Annotated in this window: 4 protein-coding genes and 2 pseudogenes; 5 read left to right on the top strand and 1 reads right to left on the bottom strand. The window is 31.3% G+C overall.

Annotated elements, in window-relative coordinates; translation table 11 throughout:
* Window positions 1-2: 2 nt before the first annotated feature.
* Window positions 3-2,186: a lantibiotic dehydratase family protein gene (locus tag H526_RS28720; RefSeq protein ID WP_155839641.1), complete on the bottom strand. Its 2,184-nt coding sequence runs from the start codon at window positions 2,184-2,186 to the stop codon at window positions 3-5.
* Window positions 2,187-2,946: 760 nt separating this feature from the next.
* Here H526_RS28720 and H526_RS0108895 point away from each other — a divergent pair.
* The 5 genes and pseudogenes from H526_RS0108895 (at window position 2,947) to H526_RS0108885 (ending at window position 20,737) form a co-directional block, all read left to right on the top strand.
* On the top strand, window positions 2,947-3,474 hold the full coding sequence (locus H526_RS0108895) for a UpxY family transcription antiterminator (protein WP_027392685.1): 528 nt from the start codon (window positions 2,947-2,949) through the stop codon (window positions 3,472-3,474).
* Window positions 3,474-11,030: pseudogene (locus tag H526_RS32620) on the top strand (amino acid adenylation domain-containing protein); the annotation flags it as partial. The gene H526_RS0108895 and the pseudogene H526_RS32620, both read left to right, overlap by 1 nt.
* Window positions 11,031-11,111: 81 nt before the next feature.
* Window positions 11,112-12,455 (top strand): annotated as a pseudogene (locus H526_RS32615) (amino acid adenylation domain-containing protein); the annotation flags it as partial.
* Complete coding sequence (locus H526_RS32610; protein WP_425387469.1) at window positions 12,435-15,911, top strand: amino acid adenylation domain-containing protein; 3,477 nt, start codon at window positions 12,435-12,437, stop codon at window positions 15,909-15,911. The pseudogene H526_RS32615 and the gene H526_RS32610, both read left to right, overlap by 21 nt.
* Before the next feature lie 182 nt (window positions 15,912-16,093).
* Window positions 16,094-20,737 (top strand): non-ribosomal peptide synthetase, encoded by a 4,644-nt coding sequence (locus H526_RS0108885; protein WP_027392683.1) that lies wholly within the window; start codon window positions 16,094-16,096, stop codon window positions 20,735-20,737.
* The last annotated feature ends 136 nt before the right edge of the window (window positions 20,738-20,873 follow it).

The following is a 20,873-nucleotide window of genomic DNA, read 5'->3' as shown; positions in this document are numbered from 1 at the left end:
GATTACGCCTTTACTGCTATCTTTGATAATTTACTAGAATCTAATACGGTATCTTTTTTAGGTATCTGATTTACTTTTGTTTCATTGTAAAATGAGAATACACATTGATTAGAGTATTTATTACTTCCCTGTTTTACAGGACTGTCTTCTATGAATAAAAATTCTTCTAATAAAAATTCTTCTCTGTTTTTTATAGTATTTAACCACATAAGGATAGATTCTTTATTTTCAAAATTGATCAGTAGCGTATTATCTTTATCAATAAGCTGAACATACTCAGGTATTAGTAGTTTTTTTCTCCATTTTGTTACCTTAATAAGGTAATTATTTTTGGTTTTTATATCATCCAGAAACGGAGCAACATCTATTTTTGAGATACGCCAACGTGCTTTTGAGAAGATAAAATTCTTGTATTCTACTCTGGGTAAAAACTTATTTTTTTCAAGTGTTTCACCCCAATTAAAAGCGATACCTCCTCGCATATTCTGTTTTTGCATGTCACATAAAAAATGGTAAATAGGTAAAGAGTTTTGTCTACCATAATTGTGTGCGTTGGTCAATCTTGGAAGAACCGTTTTGTTATGTTTCTTGGAACGTAAAACCAAAGTATTATTTTTAATTGAGAGCATAAGATCTTGTATAGGAAGTTGTTGCTCAATAGGAAGGCTAGATTTTCCTAAATATGGAATTTCATACTTTCGTATTACAGCCCTACGAATTACGTTTCCAGTACGAGATTCTGGTAAGTGAATTATTTCAGCAATAAGTTTCTCAGGATGCATTTGCTCCTCAATAGTTGCGACATGTTGAACATGTTCAAAAATCGTTTGATTACCGGTTGAGAAACGACCCAGAAGAGCCGCAGCAGATGCTCCTCCTATGCTAGATAATGCTATTTTTTCTTGATTATCTAATGTGAAAACTTCTGTCATTGTAGATATGGAATCAGGAAGATCTGTCCAGTTGATATCCAAGTTTTCAAAATCCTTATCGAACAATTGTATTGTATATAGGTTCTCAGAATTAGCTTGTTGTAATTTGTTATTTAGAATATCTTTTATGGGATCCCACTGTAAATTTTGTTTTAAGCTGCGTTTATGAGGAACCTGTAAGCCATCTAAAAAAGGATTAGAATCTACTGCTTGGGTATCTTGGCGATATCCAATACCAATTTCTGTATCCAATACTGTGGATAAAGGAATTTCACGTGTCTCGTATCTTCTTTTAAATGCATCTTTAAATTGTTGTAAAGTACTGTTTTGGGAAGGTAAACTCATCTTGTTTAAAATTACCATTGCCCTTTTTATTTGATACCCAAAACGAATATCTAGTTGGTTTTTGATTGCTTCAGTATATAAATCCGCTTGGAATAGATACTTTAACTCGAAGGGTGTATTTGTTTTTTCTACAGACTTACTTAAATCCAAATAAACTTGAGTTTTATTTCCTATTTTTTCATCAATTTGATCTAAATTTTTTTGGTATTGATCAATTTGATTGATTATGGATTCGGTATTTTTAATTTTTTTTAAATTATTTGATAACTGAATTAAAAAATCTTGTCCTGTTACGGAGGGTTCTATTTCACTTACTATAATTTGATTCTGAATCAAGAGTTCAATAAATTCTTCGGCATCTTGAATCGATATATGATCATTTACTAATAAAGAAGTAAGTTCTTCAATTTTTTTTCCTGATTTAGCGTGTTCAAGGATACTTTCCAAATATGGTGTATGTGTTACTGCTTCTATAGAATGTTCTCTTCTATTTTTTTTATTATAAATGTATTCTACATATCTATATTGTTCTCCTATTCTATATATACTATTATTAGGAAACCAAAGAAGTTGTTTTTGGATATAGTCAATTCTAGCTAGTTTTTGCGAAAAAGCAACTAGAAAATTCATGTCAAAACGGGTTTGTCTATGATGTTTGTGGTTAGGTTTCAGTTCAATAGCAGTTGATTCACCGAATTCTCCTATGCTACATCCTGCAAACAATCCAAAAGGGGTGCATCTAGATGACATCCGGGATAGATATTTAAGTAAAGAAATTTTTAATCTATCTACTTTTTTTGGATCAATGATCTCTCCCTCAAACCATTTGTTAATAGCAATAAAAAGCTCAGGAGATCCTAAAAATATAGCCTCTTTAACAATATCATTTGTCCAGATTTTTCTAAACATTTCTATTGAAATCTCTTCATTTTTTGTCAAATCAAAATAAAAATCTAAAGGTAAGAGAGGTACTCTTAAACAAAATTTATTGAAGAAGGTATATGGGTTTTTTGGTTTCAAGCTAAATACTGTATAATAAAATTACATTGTGTGATATAGTAACAAATATAATTTTTTCTTTTCATCATCCTCTGATATTACGGTTTTTCAGTTGTAAGATGGATGATCTTTAACATATGATTAAGAAAAGAAGTTTGATTTTCAATGCAAACTCGATCCTTTCTACCCTAATTATTATAGTTTATTTCTAAAAATAGTGTTATTGACTAATAAAAAATATTAGGATAATAGAGCAATTAAAGGAATAAATTCATTGTGTTTTGGGTGAACAAGGGTATAAAGTGTTTTCTAAGTGTGAAATTGATCTATTTTTTTTAAATCATTGATAATAAGTGTTTTGCGTTGTTGTTTTTTGTTCGCGATTCCGTGAATTAAAGCCAGTTATTCCTGAAAACGGACTCTAATGACTTGTTTTGAGGTTGTGTTTTACTTTATGTTTGTATCAAATATTAGCGAAAGCTTTTTGTGATATTCTTATAGATATTTAGAAAAGCAGAAACTAACCCTTCAATACATAAATTTTTACAGAATATACTGGATGTGAGTCAAGGAAGCGAAGCTATGGGCTTTTTTTAAAACCTTCTTTTTTATTCTTATAAATATATAGATTACACACAAACATTTTTTCATCCTTATTAAAACATTAATCATGGGTAAGCTTCTTAAAACAGGTTGGTACGTACTTTATGTAAGATCACGTTACGAAAGAAAAGTTGATGAATTGCTAAAGGAAAATGGACTAGAATCCTTTCTCCCTATAGTAACAACTATAAGAAAATGGAGTGATCGACAAAAGAAATTGGAAATCCCTTTATTTTCCTCATATGTCTTTGTGAACATAAAAACATCTATGGATTTCCATAAAACATTATCTGTTGAAGGTGCTTGTTCTTTTATTCGTTTCGGATCTGAGTATGGAATAGTAAAAGATGAAGAAATAAACAAAATAAAGTTCTTAGTGGATGCTAATGGTGTTAAAGATATAAAAGTCGATAATGAGTCATATGAAGAAGGTGAAGTGATGCTTATCCAATATGGTTCTTTAGCGGGTATTGAATGCGAAGTAATTAATATCAATAATGAAAATAAGATTATAGTACGGTTAGATTCCATAAATCAGGGAATTACAGCTACGGTGCCTTCAAACTATTTATCAAAAATATCAAAAGCAGTCTGATGAAAAATACACTTTCTAATATACAGAAAAACGTTTGGTTAGACCAAATGATGACTCCTGAATCTCCTAAGTATAATATAGGAGGGTATGTAGTAATTCAAGGGGAGATTGATTTCGAGCTATTCAATAAAGCATTTAGCATATTAGTTAAAGAAAATGATGTGTTTTCTTTTATTTTTAAGGAAGATCAAGGAATACCGATGTACGATGTTCTGGCACATGATCATTCCGAGTTTTTAAAATGCTTTAAGGAGTCAAGTAAGGAGAAAGCAATAAAAAAGATAGAAAGGGATTTTTCTGAAGCATTTCTATTTGAAGAAGAAAAACCGCTTTATAAAATGTGGTTAATAAATGTTTCGTCAGATTGTACAATTTGGTATTCAAAATTGCACCATATCATCTCAGATGGATTTTCTTTTCAATTGTTATTTAATGAGGTCAATAGAATTTATGAGCAATTGTTACTCGAAGATGGTTATACATATGCAGATATAGAAAGTCATACCACGCTGTATGAGAATTATATTCTTTCTGAAAATGCATATAGAATGTCTGATAATTTTATTGAAGATAAGAAATTCTGGATGAATAGATATCGGGAACTTCCTTCATTGATTTATAAAGAAAGTAGCAGAGGAGAGGGCCATTATCACCTGGAAACTGAATTATCGGATATAGAAAATCAAAAATTATGGGAAATAACAAAACAAGAAAGGTTAAGTATTTTTCATGTACTTCTAGCAGTTTGTTCTCTGGTACTATCAAAATATTATCGAAAGAGTGAGATTAGCTTAGGAATGCCGATTCTAAATAGAAAGAATGCTACACAAAAGAAAACTTTTGGTCCTTTTATAAGTGTTTTGCCATTACAATTAGCTTTAAATAAGGAGAGGGATCTTTTAAGTTTTATTCAGAGTATCAAAAAGGAATTATTTTCATGTTACAGGCATCAAGGATTTCAACAGGCAGATATTATAAAAGAATTACCAAATGATATTAATCATTTATACGATGTAAGATTGTCATACGAAAGACTTCAGTATAATAGTGATTTTGCAGGAAATATATCTACAATTCATCCTATTGCTAATGATAGTGAAGATGACCCAATTTCGATACACATTTTCGAGCATGCAGGAGGAATATTGAAATTTAGATTTGATATTAACGAAAAATACGTACCTAGATCGGAAGCAAACGAATTGATACGTTCATTTAAGAATGTATTGGTGCATTTAGGAGAATATATAAATGAACCTGTTTCAGAAATTAAAATAGCGGATCCAATACAACTATCTGAGGTAAATGAGATCTCTAGAGGAAGTATAGTTGAACGTGCTGATGAGACATTCTTAGATCTTTGGGCTACTATTTTTAGGGAACAAGGAGAAGATACCGCGGTAACGTTTGGAGCAAAAAACCTAAACTATGCCACGCTAAATACTCAAGCAACTATAATAGCAGGATACCTCCAAAATGAGGGGTTGAAGAAAGGGGATAGGATAGGGGTTATGTTGTCTAGGTCCGAGAAAAGTATTGCTTGCATTTTAGCGATATTAAAAATGGGAGGGGTATATGTTCCAATAGATAATAGTTATCCAGATGAACGGAAAGAATATATCATGAATGATAGTGAAATAGCATTCGTTTTAGTGGATTCCTTTTCTAATGGAACTTTTCATGAAAAAGAATACAATATCGATGAGGTTTTAGAAGAAAAACAAACATCTAACGATTTTAAATCGGTCAAAATATCAAAAGAAGACCTTGCATATATCATATATACTTCAGGATCTACCGGTGTTCCGAAAGGAGTAATGATAAGTCATGAATCTTTGTATGATTATATAGCAACATTTGTAGCGTATTTTGAACTTGATTGTGAAGATAATGTGTTGCAGCAAGCGTCACTTTCTTTTGATACTTCTATAGAGGAAATATTTCCTATACTTTCGGTTGGAGGTAATTTAATAATTGCAAATGACACCAAGGATTTTAATAAACTGATTAAAGAGTGCGAAGAATTTAATATTACTTTATTAAGCACAAATCCTTTTGTATTGCAGTTTTTAAATGAAAATGATGCGAATTATGAATTAAGTATAAAAACGTTGATTAGTGGAGGAGATGTTCTAAAACCGCATCACGTTAATAATTTGATAGAAAAGTACGATGTATATAATACATATGGACCTACAGAAAGCACGGTTTGTGCTACCTATCATAAAATTGAGAATGCTAATTCTTTAATGTCTATTGGAAAGCCAATTACCAATAGAAATGTATACATTTTAGACAATAAAAATTTGTTACCTAAAGGAGCAGTGGGAGAAATAGGACTTTCAGGCCTTGGGTTAGCAATAGCTTATTTAAATCAAGAAGATTTAACTGAAAAAGCTTTTGTTAATATTCAGGGAGAACGAATATATAAAACGGGAGATTTAGGGAAATGGGATGATAATGATAATTTGATTTTTTATGGCAGAAAAGATAATCAATTAAGTTATCGAGGATATCGCATAGAAACCGAAGAAATTGAACAGGCCATTCAGGCGGTTAATGTTTACGTTTTGGATAGTTACGTTTGTATAGATGAGTTTAAAGGAATGCCGATTATGATAGCATATCTTGTAGCAAACCAATCTTTTGTAAACATTTCATCACTGGCAGTTGGGTTAAGAGAATTTTTACCTGAATATATGATTCCAACTCACTTTGTGGTTATAGATGCTATTCCATTATTAACGAATGGTAAAATAGATGTCAAGAAATTACCGAGTCCAAAGATCTCTGATATTACAGAAACGGTTCAGTTGCCTACTACAAATGAAGAGAAGGAAATCGCTGCAATTTGGAAAGAATTACTAAAACTGGACGAGGTAGATGTGAATGTTAGCTTTTTTGAGTTAGGAGGTCACTCATTATTGGCCAATCAGTTCATTAGTAGTTTAAGAGATAAAAAGGGTATAGAGTTATCACTAAAGGACTTTTATAAATCTCCTACGATTAAGGAAATAGGAAGTCTAGTACCTTCTTTAGATAAAAAAGAAATCGAAAAAATAATAACTCCGTATCAAGAGTTATACCCATTATCATATGCTCAAGACAGATTGTGGTTTCTAAATCAATTAGATAACGAAGATAATTCATATCATGTATCCAGAGCAATAAAGCTAAATGGAGTAATAGATATTCCGATATTAGAAAAAACATTCACGAAGCTTATTGAAAAACATGAAATATTAAGAACAGTTTTTATTGATGTAGATGGAGAACCATATCAGAAAATTTTATCTCCATATATTTTCAGTATTCCGGTAGTAAATTATAAAACAACTGGACAAAAAAAGAAAGAAGAAATAATTCTTGATAGTCTAGAAAGAATAGAAAGCACTTCTTTTGAAATAGAAAAAGGTCCACTTTTTAGAGTAGAATTAGTGAGATTTTCCGAAGAAGAAAGTGTTCTTATATTTTGTGAACATCACTTGATTCTAGATGGATGGACTCAAGGTATCTTATTTAGAGATTTTGTAGATATCTACAATGAATTAAAAAAGAATCCTGATTTTGATATTAAACAACCTGAAATAGCTTTTAAAGACTATGCTTATTGGGAAAAAGAAAGCCTTAATGAAGAGGTTATCAATGAACAATTAGATTTTTGGGAACATAAATTTGATGGTTTTTCTAATGACCTGGTACTTCCTTTAGATAATAAAAGACCATTATCTTCAACAACTAAAGGTGGTACAATAGAACATATCTGTTCGTTAGAGTTTTCTGAACAATTAAGGCAATTTTCTGAAGAACAAAAAGTGTCTTTGTTTATAACAATGATTACTGCTTTTAAAATAGTATTGAGTAAGTTTAGTAATCATAATGATATTTGCGTCGGAACGGCAGTTTCTAATCGACATCATAAAGAATTTGAGGAAGTTTTAGGGATGATTGTTAATACCATTCCATTAAGAACTATTTTGAATACAAATCAGTCTTTAGTCGAAGTGCTTAATGAAGTAAAAGAAACCTGCCTAAACGCTTATTCCTATGAGAGTACACCTTTTTCGAAAATCGTAGAACGGCTAAATCCAAAGAGAAATTTAAATCAGCATCCTTTATTTCAGCACATGTTTAGTTTTGTGAATGTGCCTATTAAAAACATGTCGTTATTAGACGCCGAAATTGAAATAGTAAAAGGACATAATGAGTTTTCTAAATTCGACATTAGTGTTGTTGTAAATACCGTTTATGAGCAAGCAGATTCTTTTACTAACGATATAGATAGAAGAATTTCTATAGAATGGGAATATAATTCTGACATTTTTGAGGCTGTTACCATGGAAAGAATGTTGTCCATGTATCTAAATATTCTTGACAACTTGGTAACAAAACCTAGCCAGTCGTTGCACACTTTGGATTACATTTCTATCCCAGAAAAAGATCTTCTTTTGAATAGTTTTAATACTACAAAAACTGAATCCATAGAGGAGGAAAGTATAGTAAATTTATTTATAGCTCAGGTAGAGAAAACACCAGATGAGGTAGCGGTTGTTTTTAATGATAATGAGCTTACCTATAAAGAATTGGATACGAAATCTAACCAGCTCGCTCATTATTTGTTAAGTCATTATGATTTGGAGGCGGAAGATTTAGTGGCAATAAAACTGCAACGAAGCGAATGGTTAGTAATATCGATATTAGCAGTTCTTAAAGCTGGAGCGGCTTATGTACCTATTGATCCTGAATATCCACAACAACGAATAACGTATATAAAACAAGATTCTAATTGTAAAATAACAATAGATGAACAGTTACTGCAGACTTTTGAAGAAAAAGTATCGTTTTCTAAATTATTACCGAAAGTAGCTATTAAACCTAATAATCTAGCATATGTAATTTATACATCTGGCTCTACGGGTAAACCAAAAGGAGTGATGGTAGAACACGGTAGTTTGGGGAACTATATTCTTAATCAAACAAAGAAGTTTAGTTTTGATAGTACTGAACGTGTACTTCAGTTTTCTAATCCATCTTTTGATGCTTCAGTAGAGCAGTTATTTTTAACATTATTAAATGGAGCAGCGCTAGTAATCGTTTCTAAAGAGGATATCAGAGATCCTTTTTTATTAACTAAAGTATTGAAAAAGTATGCAATCACGCATCTACATGCTACACCAAGTTATTTGCATCAAATGCTAGATCTTAATTCCTGTACAGCATTAAGAAGAATTGTTTCAGGAGGAGAATTTTGTTCTAAAGATTTAGCAGAAAAGATGAATAACATCTCAGATTTTTACAATAAATATGGGCCTACAGAAGCAACAATTAGCGCTACATTATGTAAAGTCACCCAAAAGCATCTTGAGAATGGAGTTATACCAATTGGTACTCCTATAGATAATGCGCAAGTATATATTTTATCGGATAGTCTGGAGTTACAACCAATAGGAGTTATAGGAGAGATATGTATTTCAGGAAAAGGATTATCCAGAGGATATTTAAATCGTGCGGAATTGACTGCAGAGAGGTTTGTAAATCATCCTTTTATACCCAAAACGAAGTTATATAAAACAGGTGATTTGGGACGATGGTTAGCGGATGGAACACTAGAGTTTATTGGCAGAAAAGATAACCAAGTTAAAATAAGAGGGTATCGAATAGAACTAGGTGAGATAGAGAATACTATTTTATCAAGAATTGATGCAGAACATGTAGTTGTTCTAGCAAAAGAGGTAGCAGAGAGCATTGTTTTAGTGGCCTATATAATGGCAGATGAGGATAAAATGGATAGAAAATGGTTAAGGACAAGCCTCCATAAAGTACTTCCTGATTATATGATTCCTAGCTATTATGTTGTATTAGATGAATTTCCACTGACTTCTAATGGAAAGATCAATACAAAAGCATTACCCGAGGTAGCAGGAGAAGATATTATTAGAAATGAATATAAAGCACCCAGTAATGCGTTGGAGAGACAATTAGTTTTGATATGGCAAGAAATATTAGATGTAAAAACAATTGGAGTCACTGATAATTTCTTTGAGCTAGGGGGGCATAGTCTAAAAGCTACTATTCTTATAAACAAGATTAAAAAAACCTTAGGATTATCTCTATCCGTGCGAGATTTGTTCTTGAGCCCTACAATTGAGGGGATTACATCACAAATAAAAGAAAGTACATATATTAATATCCCAAAGGTACAAGAGCAAGAAAACTATGTGTTGACTCCATCCCAACGCAGGTTATGGGTGTTGAGTCAATATAAAGAAGGTAGTATTGCATATAATATTCCTAGTGTTTTAAAACTAGAAGGAGTCTTAGATTTAGCACAACTAAAAAAAGCTTTTCAGGCAGTTATTGAACGTCATGAAAGTTTACGTACAGTTTTTAAAGGAGATGATCTAGAAGAAGTACGTCAATATATTTTGCCAAAAGGAGCTATCAGTATAGATATTGATTTATATGATGTCAGCGAGGTTTCGGATGCATCTTCTGAGTTATCTACTATTATAGAGAATAATTATGAATATCATTTTAATTTAGAGACAGGCCCATTATTAAAACTAGGGTTGATCAAAGTGTCTACTAATGAACATCTACTATTGTTTAATATGCATCATATTATAAGTGATGGTTGGTCCATGGAGGTATTAAGTAAAGAATTGATGTTAATCTATGATAGCTTGATACATGATAGAGACATTAACTTACCGGAATTACCAATTCAATATAAAGATTATTCAGATTGGTTGTGCAGTGAAGAACAGGAGAAAGAATTAGAAGCTTCTAGAGATTATTGGTTAGAAAATTTTAAAGGAGAAGTACCAGTATTAGAGCTTCCAACGTATAAACCGCGTCCTAAGATAAAAACGTATAATGGAGATAGTTTTGATTATAGTTTTTCGGAAGGAACAAGTCAAGATTTACAAAATTTTTCAGAGGGTCAAGGCGTAAGTTTATTTATGACATTAATGTCGGGGATTAATGGTTTGTTTTCCAGATATACAGGGGGTGATGATTTTATAATTGGTACGCCAATAGCAGGTAGAGAACATTCCGAATTAGAGCATCAAATAGGATTGTATCTAAATACGTTGGCAATTAGAACAAGTTTTGACTCTACAATTAGTTTTAAGAATTTAATTGCTGTACAAAAACGCACCTTGTTAGATGCTTATTCTCACCAAAAATATTCCTTAGATCGCCTTGTAGATGAGTTGGATTTACATCGAGATACTAGTCGATCTTCACTATTTGATGTGGTGGTAGTATTACAAAATCAACAAGATATATTATCATCAAAATCTGTCGGTATAGAAGGGTTAGATGTAACTCCTTATAAAGATCAATACAGAAAATCGAGTCAGTTTGATCTAAGTTTTATTTTTTCTGAACAAGCGGGGCAAGTATCATTGCACTTAGAGTATAATACGGACATTTATGAGTTAGATTTTATAGAAAATTTATGTATTCATTTAGAATCGCTTTTAGTCCAAAGTATACAGCATCCTGATCAAAATATATCAGAATTATCATTTCTTAGAGCATCAGAAAAACAACAGTTGTTAGAAGGGTTTAATGCTACAAAAACTGTTTATCCAAAAGCAGCAAGTATAGTTGATTTGTTTGTAATACAAGTGATTAAGACACCAAGAGCTACAGCATTAGTTCATAAGAATAAAAAATATACATATCAGGAATTAGATGAATTATCGAATCAATTAGCTCACTATATTTTAGATAATTATAATGTATCTGTAGAAGATTTAGTGGCTGTAAAGCTAGAAAGAACAGAATGGTTAGTAATTTCTTTACTAGCCGTATTGAAAACAGGATGCGCATATGTTCCAATTGATACTACGTATCCAGAACAACGTATTGATTATATAGAAAAAGATAGTGAGTGTATAGTTACTATAGATGAAAATCTACTACTAGAATTTAATCAACAAGAAGATATAGTAAAAACGCTTCCTAAGATAGATATAAAACCTTCGAATTTAGCATATGTAATTTATACCTCGGGATCGACAGGTAAGCCAAAAGGAGTGATGATTGAGCATAAAAGTTTATTGAATTTATGTTCTTGGCATATTTCTGAATATAATCTAGAAGCATCCAGTAGAGGTAGTTTATATGCAGGTATCGGATTTGATGCTTCTGTATGGGAAATATATCCTTATTTAGTTTCGGGAGGTAGTTTATATCCTATTTCTGATCAAGAAGTTCGTTATGATGTTAACTTATTGATAGAGTTTCTAAGAAATCATAAAATAACACATACGTATTTACCAACGAAGATTTGTGAAGAGTTGGTTAATCGTAATATTGAATTGGGTAACACTAAAATACTAACAGGAGGAGAGGCTCTTAAGCTACCGGAAAATAGTAATAGTCTTAGGATTTACAATAACTATGGTCCTTCTGAAAACACGGTGGTTACTACTAGTTTTGACCTTAATGATCGAATAGGAGAAAATATACCTATTGGCCGTCCAATAGCTAATACTCAGGTGTATATTCTATCAGAAAATCTAGAGTTACAACCTATTTCGGTTGTTGGAGAAATTTGTATCTCAGGGGATGGGTTATCTCGAGGGTATTTAAACCGTCCAGAACTAACAGAAGAGATGTTTGTAACACATCCTTTTGATAAAGAAAGGCGCTTATATAGAACAGGGGATTTGGGTAGATGGTTGCCAGACGGTACGGTTGAGTTTTTAGGAAGAAAAGATGATCAGATAAAAATAAGAGGATATCGTATTGAATTAGGTGAAATAGAAAATGTTATTTTATCGCAAACTAAAATGAAACAAGTGGTTGTCTTAGCCAAAGAAATTGCAGGAGATACCATATTGGCCGCTTATTATGTTAATGAAGAAGAAGTTGATAAACAAGAATTAAGAACTGCAATAGGTAAAGAATTACCGGAATATATGATACCTAGTTATTTTGTTTCATTGAAGGAACTTCCATTAACTTCTAATGGTAAAATTGATAAAAAAGCATTACCAGAAGTAGCTGAAGAGTATATTGTTAGAAATGAATTTGTAGCGGCTAAAACAGAAGATGAAAAACAACTAGTTTCTATATGGCAAGAAGTCTTAGATATAGAAAAGATTGGAGTTACTGATAATTTCTTTGAACTAGGAGGGCATAGTCTAAAAGCAACTATTCTTATAAACAAGATAAAAAAAGGCTTGGGGTTAGAGGTGTCAATCAAGGACCTATTTCTTCATCCAACCATTGTAGGGATGTTATCCAATGCAATTGAAAACAAGTATGATGCTATCCCATTAGTTGAAAATAAAGACGATTATGCATTAACTTCTTCTCAACGGCGTTTATGGGTTTTGAGTCAGTTTAAGGAAGGAAATATTGCCTATAATATTTCTGGGGTTACAGAGATAAAGGGAATATTAGATGTAGATCAACTTACCAAAGCTTTTCTACATCTTATTTCCAGACATGAAAGTTTACGTACCGTTTTTAAGAGGAATGATAATGAAGAGGTTCGTCAAAATATTATGGATATTAATACGATTGATTTTAGTATTGATACGTTTGATCTTTGTACCTATAAAAACCAGGATTTGTCAATAAAAACTATTATTGATAAAAATCACCAACATCAGTTTGATTTAGAAAAAGGACTTTTGGTAAAACTAGAAGTAATTAAGATTTCTTTAGATAGACATTTATTATTATTCAATATGCATCATATTATAAGTGATGGTTGGTCTATGGAAATCTTACAAAAAGAATTGATGCTAACCTATAATAGTTTAGTTCATAATACGGATATTCAATTATCAGAATTATCTATTCAATATAAGGATTATGCGGCTTGGTTATCATCAGCAGAGCAACAAAATAAATTAAATACCTCTAAAGAATATTGGTTAGAGCAGTTTAAAGGAGAATTACCGGTAATGGAATTACCAACCAACAAAAAGAGGCCAAAAATAAAAACCTATAACGGAGATAGTATCATACACAATCTTTCTAAAGATATTAGTGAACAATTACAGTTGTTTTCAGAACAAAATGAAGTAAGTTTATTCATGGTGTTGATGGCAGGTATTAATGGATTGCTATCCCGATATACAAATAGTAATGATATCATTTTAGGAACACCAGTTGCCGGAAGAGATCATTTAGAGCTAGAAAATCAAATAGGGTTATATCTTAATACCCTACCAATCCGAACACAATTTGATAACACAATTTGTTTTAATGATTTGGTAAACCTTCAGAAAGGGGTTTTATTAGATGCTTATTCTCATCAGCAGTATCCGTTAGATGTTTTAGTAGATGATTTGGATGTACAACGGGATACAAGTCGTTCTGCATTATTCGATATCTTAGTAATATTGCAGAATCAGCAAGATTTATTTTCTTCGGAATCCTTAAAAGTTGATGGACTAGAAATAAGACCTTATTTAGAGCATCGTAGAAATGTGAGTCAGTTTGATATGAGTTTTATTTTTTCAGAAAAAGAAGGGCAATTGTCGTTACAACTGGAATATAACACAGATGTTTATGACGCTAATTTTGTAGAAAATTTGATTTTTCATTTAGATAATTTTATAACGAACTGTATTTATAATTCCAATAAACCAATTTCCAAAATCAATTATGTAAGTGATGCAGAACAGCAAAAGTTATTATATGATTTTAATGCAACTACAGTAGAGACCGTAAAGGATAGGACTATTGTTGATTTATTTACGGAACAGGCGCTAAAGACTCCGGACGATATTGCTATAGTTAGTGAAGATCAAGAGCTCACTTATGAGGATGTGGATGAATTGTCAAATCAACTAGCTAATTTCTTAATATCCAAATATGATATTAAAGAGGAGGATTTGATAGGTGTGAAACTACATAGAGACGAGTGGTTAGTAGTATCATTACTTGCTGTCTTAAAAACTGGCGGAGCATATGTTCCTATAGATCCGGAATATCCGCAACAAAGAATAGACTATATAGAGAACGATAGTAAATGTAGAGTAACTGTTGATAAGGAATTGATTGCATTATTTGGAGAAGAAGATATTATTTCCAAAAAACTTCCTAAGATAAATATAAAACCTGCAAATTTAGCGTATGTAATCTATACGTCTGGTTCTACAGGTGCTCCAAAAGGAGTTATGCTCACTCATAATAATGCGGTGACGATGTTGAATTGGTCAAAGAGAGAATTTGAAACTACTGGATTTGATATGATGTATGCAGTAACCTCTCATTGTTTTGATTTATCTGTTTATGAAATATTTTATCCGTTAAGTATTGGTAAAAAGATTCGAATTTTATCTAACGGTTTAGAAATTGAGAAACATTTAGATAAAGATAAAAATGTGTTGATTAATACCGTGCCTTCAGTTTTGCAAACTTTGTTGGATACCGAAGCTTCCTTCTCTAATGTTGTAGGTATTAATTTGGCAGGAGAACCATTCCCTGTATCATTTACCAATAAATTTTTATCCTCAGATATAGAAGTTCGCAATTTATACGGGCCATCAGAAGATACTACCTATAGTAGTTGTCAAAAAATTGAAAGGTACTATGAACGATCTACGCCGATTGGAGCTCCCATAGATAACACGCAGTTTTATATTTTATCTGATGATCTTACATTGCAACCGATAGGAGTAATTGGTGAATTGTGTATTTCTGGAGATGGATTGTCGAAAGGATATCTAAATAAACCTGAATTAACAAAAGAGAAGTTTATTGATCATCCTTTCATAAACGGGAAAAAATTATACAAAACAGGAGATTTAGGTAGATGGTTGTCGGATGGCACTATAGAATTTATAGGTCGTAAAGATGATCAAGTGAAAATTAGAGGATATCGAATTGAATTAGGTGAAATCGAAAATGTATTAGTACAACAAGAAGACATTCAGCAAGCACTAGTTGTCGTAAAAGAAATTCAGGGAGATAATGTTTTGGTATCTTATATAATTGGATCAACAGAGATAAATAAACAAGAACTAAAATCTAATTTGAGGACGTATTTGCCAGATTATATGATTCCTGATTATTTTCAAGTATTAGATGTGTTTCCATTAACCCCCAATGGTAAAATTGATAAGAAAGCCCTTCCAGAAGTACTAGGGAAAGATATATTTAGAAATGAATATGTTGCTCCTAGTACTGCAATAGAAAAGAAATTAGTAGTAATTTGGGAAGAGGTTTTAAAAGTGAATGGAGTTGGTGTTACCGATAACTTTTTTGAATTAGGAGGAAACAGTTTAAAAGCAACAGTTCTAATTAATAAGATTAATAAAAATTTCAACACATTATTTTCTATTCAGGACTTGTATGAGACTCAGGATATAGTTGGAGTGTCAACTAAATTAAAATTCATTGTTTTTCAGAATCAATTAGAATTAACTAATGCTGATAACCTTGAAGAGGTAACTATATAAATTTCCTTTTTTCTATAAAAATAGATAGAACCCTAGATTAGAATTTCAATCAAAGGATTTACCCTTATTCTATATTCATTCATAAAAATGCATAAAATCTATAGGTAATTGATCATCAAACGATGATGATACCTTGTTGGAATTTGTAATTACATTCCAGATTAACTTGAAAACCAAATATTGTGATAGATAATTTAATAAATACATTAGAGTCATTAAATGTTGGCCTTAAAGTAGACAACGGAAATATTAAAATTAATGCGCCCAAAGGTACATTGTCTGCGGAAATTATTGAGGATATTAAAGCTCATAAAGATCAGTTAATCAAACTGCTTTCTTCATCTGAAGCTATACCTGTATCAGAAAAGAAAGAGTTTTATGAATTAACTTCTTCTCAGAGACGTCTATGGGCTTTGAGTCAACTGGAAGATGGTAATATCGCCTATAATATTTTTGATGCTTTTAAATTTTCAGGAATAGTAGATATTGATAAATTATCTGTTGCATTTTTAAAGCTAATAGAACGTCATGAAAGCTTGCGAACGATTTTTAAAGAAGACGTGAATGGAGAATTAGGACAATATATAATTCCTGTAGAACAATATTTAGGTCGGTTAAAATTTTTAGATGTAAGCAATACTGGTTCCGAAGAGCTTCTAAAAAAACACTCAAAAACAGTTAAAGAACACGTTTTTAATCTAGAGAAAGGACCATTGTTTATCGGAGAGGTGGTTAAGATATCTGATCAAGAACATATCTTAATGCTCAATATGCATCACATTATTGGTGATGGATGGTCAATGGTAGTGTTAAGTAGAGAGTTTATATCGATTTATAACAGCTTAGTTTCAGGGAAAACAATAACGTTACAACCACTGTCTATTCAATATAAGGATTATGCAGAATGGGAAAATAGCACTTCTAAACAGTTAGAATTGGAAAGATCTAAATCTTTTTGGTTAGATAAGTTTAAAGGAGATTTACCCATTTTAGAACTTCCAACTAGCAAAATAAGACCTAAGATAAAAACCTATAATGGTTCTGATATTACCTATTCATTTTCTAAGGAAACCACATCTCGGTTAAACCAATATGCACAGCAAAATGAAGTAACCTTATTTATGGTGTTAATGGCTGGAGTTAATGGATTGTTTTCCAGATATACCAACACTGGAGATATCATTTTAGGGACACCAGTCGCAGGAAGGGAACATGCTGATTTGGAAAATCAGGTAGGGTTGTATTTAAATACGTTGGCAATTCGGACAGAGTTTGAACGTACATCTAGTTTTAAAGATTTAGTATCCATACAGAAAAATACTTTATTAGATGCGTATTCACATCAAGAGTATCCTTTTGATAATTTGCTTGACGATTTGACAATTACAAGGGATATTAGTCGTTCGGCTCTGTTTGATGTTATGGTGGTATTACAAAACCAACAAGAATTATTTGCATCAGATAATTTACATTTAAACGGTATTGAGATATCGCGTTATCGAAATACGCAGGCCTCATTTAGCAAATTTGATATCAGTTTTATTTTTTCGGAAAAAAAAGGTAGATTATCTGTAAACATAGAATATAACACAGATGTGTATGAGGTAGATTTTATACAGAGATTATGTGTTCATTTAGATAATTTCCTAACTGAGGGGATAAATAATCCGAATCAAGAAGTAGCCACACTCAATTACTTAGAAGCCTCAGAAGAAGCCCTATTGTTTTATGACTTTAATGATACCTCTTTTAATATTCCAGATACTTCTATTGTTGATTTATTTGTAACGCAGGCAGCAAAAACTCCAGAGTCTATTGCTGTTGTACATGAGAGTAAAGAATTTACGTATAGGGAGTTGGATGAGGTTTCTAATGAGTTGGCTCATTATTTACTAGATCAATATGATCTGAAAATCGAAGAGTTAGTGGGAGTTAAGTTGGATCGTAGTGAATGGTTAATAGTTTCATTATTAGCAGTATTAAAGGCAGGTGCAGCTTATGTGCCTATCGACCCTTCTTATCCTACACAGCGTATATCTTATATAGAAGAAGATAGTAAGTGTAAAGTTACTATTGATGAAAATTTATTAGAAGAGTTTAATAAGCAAGAAGAGATATTAAAAACGCTTCCGAATATAAGAATAAAACCATCAAATTTGGCCTATGTTATCTATACATCTGGGTCAACAGGTAAACCAAAAGGGGTGATGATTGAACATAGAAGTTTATCCAATTTGTGTTCTTGGCATATTTCCGAATATAATTTAGATGCATCAAGTAGAGGTAGTTTATACGCGGGTATCGGGTTTGATGCTTCTGTATGGGAGATTTACCCATATTTAGTGTCTGGCGGATCGTTATTTCCTATTTCTAATCAGGAGGTGCGATATGATATAAATTTATTAATAGAGTTTTTAAGAGATCATAAAATAACACATACATATTTACCAACTAAAATTTGTGAAGAGATTGTAATTCAGGGGTTTGTATTAGGGGATGTCAAAATTTTAACTGGAGGAGAAGCTCTTAAATTACCAGAAAATAGTTATGATCTCAAGATTTATAATAATTATGGACCTTCAGAAAACACAGTAGTCACTACTAGTTTTGATCTTACAGATCGAAGCGGAGAAAGTATCCCTATTGGCCGTCCTATAGCGAACACTAAGATTTACATTCTATCAGAAAATTTAGAATTACAACCTATTGGTGTTGCAGGGGAAATTTGTATTTCTGGAAAAGGATTATCTAGAGGGTATTTAAATCGACCAGAATTAACCGAAGAAAAATTTATTGATAACCCTTTTATTAAAGAGACTCGATTATATAAAACAGGTGATTTAGGAAGTTGGTCGCCAGATGGTACAATAGAATTTATTGGTAGAATAGATAACCAAGTAAAGATAAGAGGTTACAGAATTGAACTTGGAGAAATTGAACAGGTATTGTTAGGGATAAGATCAGTACATCAAGCAGTAATTGTTGATTGTGAAGTCGAAAAAGAAAAGGTTTTAGTAGCTTATGTTGTTGGAAACGAAGATATAGATAAGCAGGCATTGCGTGTAGGATTAAGTAATGAATTGCCAGAATATATGGTGCCAAACTATTATGTTGAAATAGACGAACTTCCATTAACTTCTAATGGAAAGGTTGATAAAAAAGCACTGCCAGAAATAACAAATCAAGATCTTGTTAAAGAGGAATATGTAGCACCTGTCTCAGAAGAAGAAAAGGAATTAGTCCGTATTTGGCAAGAAGTATTAGGTATAGAAAATATAGGGGTTACAGATAATTTTTTTGGATTAGGAGGGCACAGTCTTAAAATGATGATATTGATTAATAAAATTAATCAAAAATTCAATATAGAAATTACCGCAGGAGAATTATATAGTAATATGACAATACTTCGATTAAGTAAACTACTTAAATCGAAAAAACCGATTGATTTTAATGAAATAACTCCTATTCAATCCCAAAAGGATGGATATATGATGTCCAATGAACAATTAAGAATGTGGTTAGCATCACGAACAGGTTCAGGGTCTAAGGCATATAATATTGAAACTGTTTACAAAATTGAAGGAAAGTTTGATGTAGAGATATTCAAAAAATCGGTTCAATATCTGTTGGATAGACACGAAGCACTTAGAACTTCTTTTGCAACAAATAAAAAAGGAGATGTGGTACAATATATCAGTGATTATATGGATGTTAATTCTGTTATAACTTATATTTCTCAAGATCAATTAATAACAGGAAGTGATATAGATGAATTCCTAAAATCATTTAGTCATTTTGTATTTGATTTAGATAAGTCACCACTTTTTAGAGTACTGCTAATTCAGAAAAACAAAGAAGAATATATATTGTCGTATATGATGCATCATATAATTGGTGATTTTAGTTCGGATGCAATTTTAAATAAAGAGTTAGCATATGTGTACGATCAGATTCATAATGGAAAAGATATTGAACTTCCTAAACTCCAAGTTCAATACAAAGACTATGTGAAATGGATCAAAAACCGAATAAATAATAATGAATTTAAAGCCCAAAGTGAGTTTTGGAAAGCACATCTTCAGAACGTTAAACAAGAAAAAAAATGGCATAAAGAAGTAGCTATTGATGATTTTCGAGGAGCCCACTTCACAGAGACCTTTGATAAAAAAATAATAGATAATATTGAAGAGTATTGTAAAAGTAATGATAGAGGTTTAATGAGTTTGATAGCTTCTGCATTGGGAGTTCTAATTCATAAGACTAGTGGACAGAAGGATATATTAATTAGTGTCCCGATAAGTTTAAGAAATCACCCTGATTTAATGAACCAAGTTGGATTATATCTTAATTTGATGCCCTATAATGTACATATTAATCCTTTTGATAAAATTGAAGAGTTATTACAAAAATCATCTGATAATCAAATAAATATGATTGATTCATCATTTTATCCTTTTGATGCTATTTTAGATGATTTTCAATCACTTAATGGATTCAATTTGGTGGATAGAATAGATGTTTGCTTGAATGTTATTAATCAAAATCAAGAATCAAGTAACGGAGGAGGTTTTGAAAAATTTAAATTTAAAGTTCAATCTCAAGAACTGAAAAAAAGCAAATTTCCAATCTGTTTTTATATATATCAAGAAGAGAATAAGATATCATACACTATAGAATATCAAACTGCTGTATTTGACCATAAAGAAGTGTCAATATTAGCTAAACGTTTTTGCAAATGCGTTGAGTTTTTATTGAAAAATTCAGAAAAAGAGATCAATACAATAAATCTTATAGATAAGAAAACAATTCCTGTTTTCGGAATTTAGTATAGATTTTTTCCTAATAACATTCCATATTCAAAAAACAAGAACCAGTTTTTAATAAAGTAGGTCTTGATAAATGTTTTTATAATTTTTGATGTAAAAAGTCAAAAATAAATATGAGGATGTTGTTTTATAAATT

This window comes from Aquimarina latercula DSM 2041 (genome assembly GCF_000430645.1).
GTDB lineage: Bacteria > Bacteroidota > Bacteroidia > Flavobacteriales > Flavobacteriaceae > Aquimarina > Aquimarina latercula.
This window is presented reverse-complemented; position numbering and strand designations above follow the sequence as displayed.